The organism is Dokdonella sp. (assembly GCF_039926425.1).
GTDB lineage: Bacteria > Pseudomonadota > Gammaproteobacteria > Xanthomonadales > Rhodanobacteraceae > Dokdonella_A.
The window spans coordinates 1-12393 of the sequence record NZ_JBDSWZ010000005.1; the positions used below are offsets into that span (position 1 = coordinate 1).

At 63.1% G+C, this 12393-nt stretch carries 10 protein-coding genes; 3 read left to right on the plus strand and 7 right to left on the minus strand.

Annotated features, from left to right (window positions below):
* Positions 1-363: 363 nt before the first annotated feature.
* On the minus strand, positions 364-1728 hold the full coding sequence (gene purB, locus ABIV12_RS00105; RefSeq protein WP_348054960.1) for an adenylosuccinate lyase: 1365 nt from the start codon (positions 1726-1728) through the stop codon (positions 364-366).
* Complete coding sequence (locus tag ABIV12_RS00110; protein WP_348054962.1) at positions 1725-3044, minus strand: hemolysin family protein; 1320 nt, start codon at positions 3042-3044, stop codon at positions 1725-1727. The genes purB and ABIV12_RS00110 overlap by 4 nt, the downstream gene beginning before the upstream one ends.
* Before the next feature lie 108 nt (positions 3045-3152).
* On the opposite strand from ABIV12_RS00110, the gene ABIV12_RS00115 reads away from it, so the two are divergent.
* Both ABIV12_RS00115 and ABIV12_RS00120 read left to right on the plus strand, forming a co-directional pair.
* The gene (locus ABIV12_RS00115; RefSeq protein ID WP_348054964.1) at positions 3153-4547 is read left to right on the plus strand and encodes a class II fumarate hydratase; all 1395 of its coding nucleotides are present in this window, start codon (positions 3153-3155) and stop codon (positions 4545-4547) included.
* Between the two features lie 439 nt (positions 4548-4986).
* Positions 4987-6126, plus strand: coding sequence for a hypothetical protein (locus ABIV12_RS00120; RefSeq protein WP_348054966.1), 1140 nt, complete (start codon positions 4987-4989; stop codon positions 6124-6126).
* A gap of 94 nt (positions 6127-6220) precedes the next feature.
* Here the strand turns inward: ABIV12_RS00120 and ABIV12_RS00125 are convergent, their stop codons facing one another.
* The 5 genes from ABIV12_RS00125 to ABIV12_RS00145 form a co-directional block, all read right to left on the minus strand.
* Positions 6221-7201, minus strand: a complete 981-nt coding sequence (locus tag ABIV12_RS00125; protein ID WP_348054968.1) for a hypothetical protein — start codon at positions 7199-7201, stop codon at positions 6221-6223.
* Complete coding sequence (locus ABIV12_RS00130; RefSeq protein WP_348054970.1) at positions 7198-8070, minus strand: ABC transporter ATP-binding protein; 873 nt, start codon at positions 8068-8070, stop codon at positions 7198-7200. The genes ABIV12_RS00125 and ABIV12_RS00130 overlap by 4 nt, the downstream gene beginning before the upstream one ends.
* Positions 8067-8435: a GntR family transcriptional regulator gene (locus tag ABIV12_RS00135; protein ID WP_348054972.1), complete on the minus strand. Its 369-nt coding sequence runs from the start codon at positions 8433-8435 to the stop codon at positions 8067-8069. Before ABIV12_RS00135 ends, ABIV12_RS00130 begins: the two co-directional genes overlap by 4 nt.
* A gap of 7 nt (positions 8436-8442) precedes the next feature.
* Positions 8443-8841 carry a hypothetical protein gene (locus ABIV12_RS00140; protein ID WP_348054974.1) on the minus strand — a complete coding sequence of 133 codons (399 nt, stop codon included), beginning with the start codon at positions 8839-8841 and terminating at the stop codon, positions 8443-8445.
* A gap of 526 nt (positions 8842-9367) precedes the next feature.
* Positions 9368-11260, minus strand: coding sequence for an ATP-binding cassette domain-containing protein (locus tag ABIV12_RS00145; RefSeq protein ID WP_348054976.1), 1893 nt, complete (start codon positions 11258-11260; stop codon positions 9368-9370).
* Between the two features lie 171 nt (positions 11261-11431).
* Between ABIV12_RS00145 and ABIV12_RS00150 the strand changes: the two genes are divergently transcribed.
* Positions 11432-12250: an FKBP-type peptidyl-prolyl cis-trans isomerase gene (locus tag ABIV12_RS00150; RefSeq protein WP_348054978.1), complete on the plus strand. Its 819-nt coding sequence runs from the start codon at positions 11432-11434 to the stop codon at positions 12248-12250.
* Positions 12251-12393 lie beyond the last annotated feature (143 nt).

Consider the following 12393-nt stretch of genomic DNA (forward strand, 5'->3'; position numbering starts at 1 on the left):
TACAACGCCTCCGTCCGCTTGCATGACGATCGCATCGATCGTCCCGTTGAGATAGAGCGGCACGTTTGGCTGCGCGAGCGGCGCTGGCGTCTGCGCGAGCGCGACCGTCGCCAATGCTGGCAATGCCATCGCGCAAAGCAGGGCGACGCTGCGGCCGCGAGTGCTGCAAGGGGAGCGGAGGATGACAGCGCTTTCAACCAGTCGTTCCATGATGTCCGGTGTCCTCAAGGCATTCCAGCTATTCAGTCGTCAGCGGAGTGCAGGCTTCCCGACTCGTCACACTGCGAACGCTGACATTGGTGTCCCCAACGCGCGGCGCGGTCAAAGGTCGGACGAGCCCTCGTCGAGTTTACCCCTCCAGGTTCAGATCGCGCGCGCAAGCGTCGATGCCAGCCCGACGTAGGTCGCAGGGGTCAAGTCGCGCAGCCGCCGCTTCGCATCGTGCGGCAAATCGAGTGCGTCGACAAAATCGTTCAATGCCGCCCGTGTGATGCCATGGCCACGCGTGAGCGCCTTGAGCTGCTCATAGGGTTCGGGCAGTCCGTAACGACGCATCACCGTCTGCACCGCTTCTGCCAGGACTTCCCAGCTTGCGTCGAGATCGCGATCCAGCCGTTCGGGATTGACCGTCAGCTTGTTCAATCCGCGCAGCAGTGCATCCAGAGCGATCTGCGTGTGCCCGAACGCGGTACCGAGCGCGCGCAACACCGTCGAGTCGGTGAGGTCACGCTGCCACCGGCTGATCGGCAGCTTTGCACTGAAGTGCTCGAACAATGCGTTGGCAAGTCCGAAATTGCCTTCGGCGTTTTCGAAGTCGATCGGATTGACCTTGTGAGGCATCGTCGACGAGCCGACTTCACCGGCCTTGAGCGTCTGGCGGAAATATCCGAGGGAAATGTAGCCCCATACGTCGCGCGACCAGTCGATGAGGATCGTGTTCGCACGCCGGATCGCATCGCCGATCTCGGCGATGCAGTCATGCGGTTCGATCTGCGTGGTGTACGGATTGAACACGAGGCCGAGGTGTTCGACGAACGTCTGCGCGAACGCCGGCCACGCGACCTCGGGATACGCGACGACGTGCGCGTTGTAATTGCCCACCGCACCGTTGATCTTGCCGCTCAGTTCAACCGACGCGATCTGCGCGCGCTGACGCGCCAGCCGCGCCAGCACGTTCGCCACTTCCTTGCCGAGCGTCGTCGGCGACGCAGTTTGACCGTGCGTGCGCGACAGCATGGGCTGCGACGCGTGAGCATGCGCGAGCTCACGCAACCGGGCGATGACTGCGTCGATGGCAGGCAGCAGGACGTCGGCACGGGCGTCGCGCAACATCAGTCCATACGCAAGATTGTTGATGTCTTCGCTGGTGCAGGCGAAGTGGATGAACTCGCTGATCGCGGCGAGCTCGGGATGATTGGCGATGCGTTGCTTTATGAAATATTCGACCGCCTTGACATCATGGTTCGTCGTGCGCTCGATTTCCTTGATGCGCGCCGCATCGCTTTCGGAGAAATTTTCGCCGATCTCCAGGAGCGCCATGCGCGCGTTCTCCGACAGCGGCGGCACTTCGACGATGCCCGGCTCTGCGGAGAGCGCGAGCAGCCACTCCAGCTCGACCTTGACGCGCCGGTGCATCAGCCCGAACTCGCTGAAAATCGGGCTCAGGCCGGCGGTTTTCGCAGCGTAGCGGCCGTCCAGTGGCGACAGGGCGGTGAGCGTCGAACTCATGGTGTTACCTCGGCAGTCTCGTTGGTCAGTCGCACGATGATCGTCTCGGCACGTGCGCCCTGCATGGTCCGCACGGTCAGGTCGAAGCCATCGAACGCGAGCGTTTCACCCTCGACTGGCAGCCGTTCCAGCCGGTGGATGATCAGCCCGCCGACGGAATTGACGTCCGCGGGCGCGTCAATGTCGCGATCAAGCAGGCGCTCCAGCCGATAGATTGGAGTGCCGCCGGATATATGGATGTCGGTATCCGACTTTTCCCCCGACAAGGTGGCGGACGTGCGCGCATGTTCGTCCTCGATGTCGCCCACCAGCACCTCGAGGATGTCTTCGAGCGTGAAGAATCCGGCCACGCGCCCGGAATCCTCGACTCCCATCGCGAGATGGGTATCGCCGGCGCGGAACCGCTTCAGCACATCGAGAATGGGAGTCGACAGCGGCAACAGGATCGGTGGCCGCAACAGTGCGACCACATCGCCGATCCCGCCGTGCTCGGCGATCGCGTGAAGCAGATCCTTGACGCGCAGGATGCCGCGCACATGGTCGCCATCGGCGTCGAACCACGGGTAACGGCTGTAACGCGTGCGGTGGAATTCGGCGAGCACGTCGTCCGGGGTCATGCCGTCGCGCAGCTTCGCGAGCTGGTCACGCGTGCGCAGGACGTCGCCGACGACGAGTTCGGGAAGGTCGAGTGCGTGTTTCATCATCGCGTACTCCTCGCCACCGCGACTCGCGCGTTTGGCGTGCACGATGAGCTTGAGCTCCTCGCGCGAGTACTGCTGCTCGTCGCCGTGCGAGTGCGCCCCGAGCCCGAACGCGCGCAGCATGCGGTTCGCGCTGGCATTGAGCAGCCAGATCGCCGGATACATCGCCCAGTAGAACGCGTAGAGCGGCGCCGCGGTCCACAGCGAGACCCGCTCGGGACGACGAAGCGCGAGCGATTTTGGCGCGAGTTCGCCAAGAACGATGTGCAGGTACGAGATCAGCGTGAATGCGAAGACGAGGGCAACCACCGCGGTGGTTTCCTCACCGATGCCCAGCCGCACGAGTAACGGACCGAGAAGTCGGGCGAACGCGGGCTCGCCGATCCAGCCAAGCGCGAGCGAGGCGAGCGTGATGCCGAGCTGGCAGGCCGACAGATAGGCGTCCAGACGGCCATGCACGTCGCCGAGCACGCGGCCGCGCCAGCCATGGCTCGCAGCGAGCGTGGTGGCCTGCGTGTGCCGCAGTTTGACCAGGGCGAATTCGGCCGCGACGAAAAAACCATTGAGCAGCACGAGCAGGATCGCCGCACCGACATAGAGCAGGTTCTGCAGCATCGTTGAGCAACGTGGGGCGGCCGCGCATTCTAGCATCGGGTCCAGCTGCGCCAGGCCGGCGCGCGGCGTCCAGCTATAATCGCCATTTATTTTCGGAGCAGGCGTCTCATGGCCCAATATCGGATCGAGCGTGACAGCATGGGTGAGCTGAAGGTGCCGGGCCGCGCGCTGTATGGTGCCCAGACCCAGCGCGCGGTCGACAATTTCCCGATTTCCGGCCTGACAATGCCGCGGGAATTCATTCGTGCGCTCGGCCTGATCAAATCGGCTGCCGCACAGGCGAATGCGGATCTTGGACATTTGAAGAAGGTGTCGGCAAAGGCGATCCGCAACGCGTCTGCTCGGGTTGCCGACGGCGAGTTCGACGCACAGTTTCCGATCGACGTGTTCCAGACCGGTTCCGGCACCTCGTCGAACATGAACGCCAACGAGGTGATTGCGCACCTCTGTTCGGCCGCGGGGACGAAGGTCCATCCGAACGATGACGTCAACAACGGCCAGTCGTCGAACGACGTGATTCCGACGGCGATCCAGGTGAGCGCGGTGCTTGTGGCGAGCGAGCGACTTCTGCCGGCGCTCGCGCATCTGAAGAAAACGCTCGATGCCCGAGCGAAGGAATTGCGCAAGGTTGCCAAGACCGGCCGCACCCATTTGATGGACGCGATGCCGGTGACGTTCGGGCAGGAGCTCGGCGGATGGTCGGCGCAGATCCGCTCGAACATCGAGCGCGTCACCGATGCGCTGAAACGCCTGCGCCGGTTGCCGCAGGGCGGAACAGCCGTCGGCACGGGCATCAATGCCGACGCGCGACTCGGACCTGCCATCTGCGCCGAGCTCAGCAGAATGACGCGCGTGAAATTCGAGGCTGCGGACAACTATTTCGAAGGGATCAGTTCGCAGGATGCCGCCGTCGAATTGTCGGGCCAGCTGAAGACGCTCGCCTGTTCGCTGATGAAGATTTCCAATGACCTGCGCTGGATGAATTCCGGCCCGCTCGCCGGACTTGGGGAGATCGAATTGCCGGCGCTGCAGCCCGGCTCCTCGATCATGCCCGGCAAGGTCAATCCGGTCATTCCGGAAGCGATGGCGATGGTGTGCGCACAGGTGATCGGCAACGATACGACGATCACGATCGCCGGGCAGAGTGGCAACTTCCAGCTCAACGTGATGCTGCCGGTGATTGCGTTGAACCTGCTTCAGTCCCTGGAGCTGTTGGCCAACGCGTCGCGCCTGCTCGCCGACAAAGCGATCGCCGGGTTCAAGGTGCGTGAAGACAACATCCGCAATGCACTGGAGCGCAACCCGATTCTGGTGACCGCGTTGAACTCGGTCATCGGCTACGACAAGGGCGCGGCGATGGCCAAGCAGGCCTACAAGGAAGGCCGTCCGATCCTCGACGTGGCGCTCGAGACAACCGGACTGCCTCGGGCGAAGCTCCAGCAACTGCTGGATCCGACCGCTCTGACCAAGGGCGGCATCCACGGTGGCAGTGCCGGCGGCTGATCGGTCGACGCCAGGAACCGCAGTGCGGGTGCGACGAAGTCGAACCGCTGTTCGTCGGTCAGTGAAGGCACGGCCGTACCGCATTCACCATGGGTCGAGTGAATGCGTGAGTGTGGGGAGCACGTTGGGCGGCCACTTCGCTGCGCGGCGTGCTCCGGCGCGGCTCGCGGAGGACGAAGGGGGAGCGACGTTGCTTGTGGCATCAATCCGTCGCGCGACCGGCCGGTTGCGACGTGCGCAAAGTGCCGAACGGCACATGGCACCCTCGGCGACGAATGCCATACTCGTTTGTTCAAATACACGCGCGTATGCCGTTGAGGAACTCGCGATCGTCGTGCAACCCGCGTGCAGGGCGGCCTGGAGCGCATTGGCGATTGGCGAGCGGCAGTTCGCGCACGGGTGGTACAGACTCGAATGGCAAGGGAACGGAGCTTTTGAAATGCTGAGAAAACTGATGTTGGCCAGTGCGCTGATCGCGACGAGTGCCATTGCACAACAGAATACCGATATCAGCGGTGCGAATTTCCAGAGTGGAAAGGCGGATGCGCCTCTTGCCTCGCTCGGTCGGCAGGCCGCTGCATCGGGAAAGAGACTGGTGATCACGGCGCCTGCGGAATGGCACGCCAGAATTGCGTCGAAGGTGCGGGCCGGTGGCAACGCCAATCTGTTACTGCGCGAGGGTTTCTACGAGAACGTGCTGGTGCGCGTCGAAGACCAGGCAGCAGCGGACGCCGAGCCCGAGCGTGCTGCAAAGTCGGATGTCGAGAAGATGAAGGCAGAAGCGGCAAAGGCAAAAGCCGACGCCGAGAAGAGCCGTGCCGAAGCGGAGAAAGCCAAGGCGGAAGCGGAGACTGCGCGCAATGAAGCGAACGCTTCAAAGGCGAGAGCGGACGCCGAGGCAGCACGCGCGGAAGCTGCGACGAGACAGGCAGCGGCGGCTCGCGCCGCGGCGGCGCCTCCGCCACCGGCTGCACCGGCGATGAAACCGGCGACTGCCGTCGCCGCGCCGGCAAACGATTCCGCCGCCACCCGTGCCCGAATGGAGGCGTCGCTCAACGAAGGGCGTCCTGCCACGGGCTCGATCGGGGTGCCGAGTCTGAAGCAGGGCGACATGATCTACGTGGACGGTTCCGAGCGCGCGATTTCCCGCCGCGAAGGCAATCGTCGACTGCTCTATTGGCTCGACGGCGATCTCGATCTGCGTCGTTCCGAAATCAAGATGGTGTCGCCCACCCAGTATCAGGTCCTCGGGCTGATTCGTGGCGACGGTGTTCTCCGTCGCGACGCCGTCACGACGGCATCGACACTCGACGCGGCCGAACCTGCGGATCGGTCGCCGACGCGACTCGCACTCGAACAGAGCCTCAACGAAAGCCGCACGATCACCCAGACAGTGGTGCCATCGAATCTGCGCAATGGCGATGTGATCTACGTCAATGGCAGCGCGGTAGCGGTCGTTCGCCGCGAGGGCGGCGACCTGCTTCGGTACTGGCTCACCGGATCGCTCGATCTCACGCAGAACGGAATCGTTGCGGACGGCGCGAACAAATACAAGATTCTGAGCGATACCGTTCACTGATCCGCGATCTGTTCCGCGCATCAATGAAAAGGGCCACGTGAGTGGCCCTTTTCGTTTCTGCCTTTTGCACGCATCGAGGCGGCTTGCGCAACACTCAGGCGTTCGTCTCGATCCTTCGGCGACGGAACCACACTGCCGCTGCAAGCAGAGCCACGCCGGCCACGACCCCGAGCCACACATTCGCAGAGGCCAGCGTGCCGAAGAGGTGAGCAGGCGCGAGACTGTCGAGCACGCGACCGTCCTGCATGCTGAACCACATTTGTGGGCCATCGACGTCGAGATTGCCTTTGATCCAGCTGCCCGGCATCACGCTCAGCAACAGGCGCCCAAGCACGGCTGCCAGATGCAGGTTGCCGCCGAAGGTCGGTCCGCCGAGAAGACCTACCCACCAGTTCGCGAAGACCGCGAGCAGGGGAATCATCACCGCCCACAGAAACGGCTTGCTGCGTGCGAATGCCGACCAGAACAGCAACCAGCCGACGGTCGGCAGTGCCCACAGCGCGTCGATCGGAATCGTCAGTAGCAGACGCCAGAACATTCCGAACGGATGCGACGCGAAAATGGCCGGCAGGATGTTGAGGCCGTGCACCGCTGTCCAGATGCCCACAAGGATCAGGAACGCAAGGTATGCGAGCGTCGACACCGCGAATGCGATCAATGGCGCGAGCAGCATGGCCGCGATCGCCTTGGACGCCACCGTGGCGATGTCGGAGACGGGCAGCGATTTCCAGAAGAGCACGCTGCGATCGCGCCGGTCGTCGTACAGCGCACCGAGAAGGTAGAAGAACAACACGAAAAACAGACCGATGCACGGGATCGCGCCGAACACCAGCTGCACCGTGTCGAGAGCATTGCCTGCAGCGACGAAGTCCTGTGCGCTGATGCTGTTGCGCAGGCTGTCGAGCGAGATGCCGATCTGCACACGGCTGTGCAGGTTGGCCCTGAAGACCTCGGCAGTGATCATTCCGAGCACCGTGAGAACAAGGATCACGCCGGTGACCCACACGGGTGCCCACAGGAACCCGCCGCGGTGTTCCCAGTATTCGCGCTTGATCAGGAGCGGCAACGTGTTCATGCGTAGGTTCCTTTCATGGTCGCGACGAAGAGGTCCGCAATGCTCGGCTTGTGCAGCTCGCCAAGCTCGGCCAATCGCGTTCGATCCGCGCCGTCGAACAGGAAGATCGACTTGCCGAAGATCTGCCGCTCGTTGAGGGGATTGAGCGCGCGCGCGGACGGGGCCTTGTCGGGATTCACCATGACTTCCGCGTAGCGCTCCCCGATTTCATCCATCGTTGCCGCGAGCGCGATGCGTCCTTCGCGAATGAACACCAGGTCGGTGAGGATGTGCTCCACTTCCTCCACCTGGTGTGTCGTCACGATGATCGTCTTGTTCTCGTCGAAGTAGTCGGACAGAAGACTTTCGTAAAACGACTTGCGATACAGGATGTCGAGGCCGAGCGTCGGCTCGTCGAGGACGAGCAACCGCGCATCGATCGCCATCACCAGCGCGAGGTGGAGCTGGGCGACCATTCCCTTTGACATTTCCCGCACGCGCATTCCGGGTGTGAGTTTGGTGCGTGCAAGAAATGCCGCGCATTTCTCGCGCGAGAAGCGCGGATGCACGCCGGCGACGAACTCGACCGCTTCCTTCACGCGCAGCCAGCGAGGAAGCACCGCGACATCGGCGATGAAGCACACCTGCTCCATCAGCTGTGTACGCTGCGTGCGCGGATCGAGCCCGAGCACCGACAGATCGCCGTCGAAACCGGTCAGGCCGAGGATTGCCTTGAGAGCCGTGGTCTTGCCAGCGCCATTCGGACCGATGAGGCCGACGATGCGGCCAGCTTCGATGTCGAAGCTGACATCGTCCAGCGCCTTGCGGGTGCCATAGGTGCGCGACACGTTGCGCGCACGGACGACGCTTTGCACAGAGGCTTCGCTCATGACTTTTCTCCTGCGCGGGCGGCGTCGGACAATTGCTCGAGGCTCAAGCCGAGCCGTGCCAGTCGCGCATGCAATGCCGGCCACTCTTCGGTCAGGAAGCGTTCGCGTTCGGATTTCAGGAGTGCGTCACGCGCACCGTCACTCACGTACATGCCAAGTCCCCTTCGTTTTTCGACCAGATTGTCGTCAACCAGCTCCTGGTACGCCTTCGATACGGTGATCGGATTGATCTGGAAATCACCGGCCACCTGGCGCACCGAGGGGAGCGGATCACCCTGTTTCAGCACGCCATCGAGGATCATCGCCACCACGCGATCGCGCAGCTGGCGGTAGATCGGCGTCGAGTCGTTCCACACAGTGCTCATGTCGGGATCATTCCTTGCTCACGTGGCGCAGGGTCTTGCCGAAGGAGTAGTAGGGCATGTCGAAACCGGCGCTGGCCATCAGTCCGCCCGTGGATCGGCGCGCCAGCATCGGCACCGAAACCGACGTCAATGCGTTCGGCGACGATGCCGATACGGCGGAAACCTCTGAATACATCGGGCGCACCGTGACGGTGGCCAGCGTGGGTATCTCGACCTCGGGATGGACGCGCACGGACGGCATCAGCGTCGTGTGCAGCGGGTCGCTCAACAGAGTGTCACGCCCTGCAGCAACGGCGGCTCCGGCAGGGACGTCGATCAGGCCGCTGCCGGAGAAGGCAACGACGGCGGCGCCGGTGAATGACAGTGTGGCAGCCAGAAAGACAAGGCGGATCAGGCGAGTGGGCACAGCAACCTCCAGCGGAGCGATTGATGAACTAGTGTTGTAGTCAACTATAACAGTGAATTTTCGCGTGTCAAGCAGCCTTACGTGACATTCGTCCGGGATGCGGATTGCCCCAATCGCGCCTGATAACGCGCCGCACGATGCCAATCGAGAAGAGGGGTGGGTGACGCGAGCGGATCAACCAGGACATTCGCAGCCATTTCACCCGGTGCCCGCCGCAAAGCCGAGCCACGCGAGATCCGAGTTTCCGTGCTGACTCGATGATGGTTTGCGTGCGAAGAGGGACCCTGGAAACAGGCGAGATGCATGCAACAACCGACACCGTCAGCAGCGCTGAATCCAGATGCCTAGGCGTCCGAAGGCGTCGTACAACGCTCGCAAGGATGTGGATTTTGCGGACCCCGCAACGCGAGCGGCGCGGTCAACATCGACGCGAGCTGCGCGAAGCCCGTATCGACGCACGGGGCGACTTCAAACTGAAAATCTGCGCAATGCTCTCGAATCGACGCGTCGAAGCGTCTTCGAGACGTTACTCCGCTTCGACTGCTTCGGCCGCGTCGAGCGCGGTGTGCGCTTCGAGCCAGGCGTCTTCGAGCGTCGCGATCTCCTGCGAGATCTCGCCCTGACGGCGTACGAGTGCGGCGACGCTCGCACTCCGTGCACTCTCGTACAACGCGGGATCCGCGAGCTCGTCGCGAAGACGGTTGCGCTCGTTCTCGAGCACGGCGATCTGCTTTTCCAGCCGGGTCACCTGGTTCTTCAGTGGCGCGAGCCGAGCGCGCTGATCGGCGCGATCGCGTCTGGCGTCGCGCCGGCCGTCGGTCGCGGGGGCTCCATTCGCAGACGTGACCGGTGTCTTCTTCAAGACCAGGCGCGCGTAATCATCGAGATCGCCGTCGAACGGTTTCAGCGCTCCGTCGCGGACCAGCAGATAGTCATCGCAGACCGCACGAAGCAGACCGCGATCGTGCGCCACCAGAACGACCGCACCCGTGAATTCCTGTAGTGCTTCGGCGAGCGCCTCGCGCGTGTCGATGTCGAGGTGGTTGGTCGGCTCGTCGAGCAGCAGCAGGTTGGGTCGTTCGAACACGATCAGCGCGAGGGCTAGCCGTGCCTTTTCGCCGCCGGAAAATCCGCGCACCTCCGAGAGCGCGCGCTCACCGGCGAATCCGAATGTGCCGAGGAAATCGCGGGCGTTCTGTTCGCCCAGATCCGGCTGCATACGCAGCAGGTGCTGAATCGGCGTGGCGTCGCTGTCGAGCTGTTCGACCTGATGCTGGGCAAAATAGCCAACCACCAGTCCGCGGTTTTCCTGTCGCTTGCCGGCCAGAGGCGTGAGGGTGCCGGCCACCGTCTTGATCAGCGTGGATTTGCCGGCGCCGTTTGCACCGAGGAGCCCGATGCGATCGCCCGGTCGCAATGACAACCGGACCTTGTCGAGCACGCGTCGTTCGCCGTATCCGATCGCCGCATCGTCGAGCGTCAACAGCGGATCGGGCAGTGCCAGCGGCGGCGCGAAGTCGAATTCGATGCCGGATTCGACGCGCACCGCGGCAATCTCTGTCATGCGCTCAAGCGCCTTGACTCTGCTTTGCGCCTGACTCGCCTTGGTCGCTTGCGCCTTGAAGCGGTCGACGAACCTCTGCAAGCGCGCGCGTTCGATCTGCTGGCGCTCATGTGCAACCTGTTGCTGCGACATGCGTTCGGCACGCTTGCGTTCGAACGTGCTGACATTTCCTGCAAACAGTTCCGCCGTTCCGTCGGCAATATGGAGCACGTGTGAAACGACATGATCGAGAAACTCGCGGTCGTGCGAAACGACGATCAGCGTGCCGGCGTAGCGCCTGAGCCATTCCTCCAGCCACAGCACCGCATCGAGATCGAGGTGGTTGGTCGGCTCGTCCAGCAACAACAGATCCGATCGGCACATCAGCGCTTGCGCGAGGTTCAGACGCATGCGCCAGCCGCCGGAGAACTCGCACACCGCGCGCGTTTCGTCGGCGGATCCGAATCCGAGTCCGTGCAGCAATTCACCCGCGCGAGCGCGGGCGGAGTAGCCGCCGATCGCGTGCATCCGCTCGTGGAGCGCTGCAAGGCGCGCAACATCGTGGGAGGCTTCCGCCTCTGCCAATTCGCGTTCGACGCCTCGAAATTCGCGGTCTCCATCGAGTGCATGGTCGAGCGCCGAGTGGGAGTAGGCCTCGGCTTGCTGACGGACATGCGCAAGCGTCCAGTCGCGTGGACGGCTGAAATCGCCGGCATCGGCGCCCAACTCCCCGCCGATCAGTGCGAGCAAGCTGCTTTTGCCGCTGCCGTTACGGCCGGTGAGCCCGACTCGCCAACCCGGATGAACGAGAAAACTCGCGCCGTTCAGCAAAAGTCGGGAACCACGACGCAGGAGAATGTTGTCAAAGCGGAGCATGTGGCAAGTGTAGGGCGTGCCAACTGGCGTTTGCCAACGCTTTGCGCCCCGTCCACAATACGCGGCCCCGCTCGACCGCCCGCGAGTTGGCAGGGTCGGCCCCAGCGGCCGTCTGGTCACGCCGATGGCGTCCAGAAGGCAACTCATTCGAAAAATCCTCCAGGAGTAGACATGACGCGTTTCGTGCAGAAGAGCCTTGTTGCCGCGTTCGCGGCCAGTTTCGCAGTCGGCGCAATGGCCGCCGATGCGCCGCCCGCAGCTGCCGGTGCAGAGAAGCCCGCGGTTGCCAATGTGCCGATCGACAAGAACAAGGTCAGCACCATGGTTGGCATGGACATCGGCCGCGGTCTCACACAGATCAAGGACGACATCGACATCAAGGTCGTCGAGCAGGCGCTTGAAGCAACCCTCAAGGGCGAAAAGACCGCGTTGACCGCCGAGGAAGCCCTGGCCGTCCGCCAATCGTTCATGCAGCAGATGCAGGGCAAGAAAGTTGCCGAGCAGAAAGTCGCCGCGGACAAGAACAAGAAGGAAGGCGCGGACTTCATCGCCGCGAACAAGTCGAAGCCGGGCGTGAAGACGACTGCCTCGGGCTTGCAGTACATGGTGGAGAAGGAAGGCACCGGCGCGAAGCCGAAGGCGACCGACACCGTCAAGGTGAACTACCTCGGCACCAAGATCGACGGCACCAAGTTCGACAGCTCGTACGATCGCAACCAGCCCGCTACGTTCCCGCTCAACGGAGTGATCAAGGGCTGGACCGAGGGTATGCAGCTGATGTCTGTCGGCTCGAAGTACAAGTTCTTCATCCCGGCGGATCTCGCTTACGGTGAGAACGGTCCCGGCCCGATTGGCCCGAATGCAACGCTGATCTTCGAAGTCGAATTGCTCGACATCGAGAAGCCGGGTGACAAGCCGGCTGCGATGGAGGCGAAGCCGGGTGCGAAGCCCGTTGCCAAGCCGGCCATGAAGGCAGCGGACAAGAAGTAAGCGGTCTGATCATTGCCTGAAAGGCGCGCCGTGAACCGGCGCGCCTTTCTTGTTTTTGCCGTGGGTGGCCGATGTGCGGAACCCGCAGCAGTCATTTTCAGGGGTGTCGCGGGAAATCGCGACGGTCCACGAGGAACTTCGGC

Bases quoted from the DNA above. Each gene is read 5' to 3' on its own strand.
- ABIV12_RS00130 (WP_348054970.1), bottom strand. From the start codon at position 8,070: ATGAGCGAAGCCTCTGTGCAAAGCGTCGTCCGTGCGCGCAACGTGTCG.
- ABIV12_RS00110 (WP_348054962.1), bottom strand. From the start codon at position 3,044: ATGCTGCAGAACCTGCTCTATGTCGGTGCGGCGATCCTGCTCGTGCTG.
- ABIV12_RS00135 (WP_348054972.1), bottom strand. From the start codon at position 8,435: ATGAGCACTGTGTGGAACGACTCGACGCCGATCTACCGCCAGCTGCGC.
- ABIV12_RS00125 (WP_348054968.1), bottom strand. From the start codon at position 7,201: ATGAACACGTTGCCGCTCCTGATCAAGCGCGAATACTGGGAACACCGC.
- purB (WP_348054960.1), bottom strand. From the start codon at position 1,728: ATGAGTTCGACGCTCACCGCCCTGTCGCCACTGGACGGCCGCTACGCT.
- ABIV12_RS00145 (WP_348054976.1), bottom strand. From the start codon at position 11,260: ATGCTCCGCTTTGACAACATTCTCCTGCGTCGTGGTTCCCGACTTTTG.
- ABIV12_RS00120 (WP_348054966.1), top strand. From the start codon at position 4,987: ATGCTGAGAAAACTGATGTTGGCCAGTGCGCTGATCGCGACGAGTGCC.
- ABIV12_RS00150 (WP_348054978.1), top strand. From the start codon at position 11,432: ATGACGCGTTTCGTGCAGAAGAGCCTTGTTGCCGCGTTCGCGGCCAGT.
- ABIV12_RS00115 (WP_348054964.1), top strand. From the start codon at position 3,153: ATGGCCCAATATCGGATCGAGCGTGACAGCATGGGTGAGCTGAAGGTG.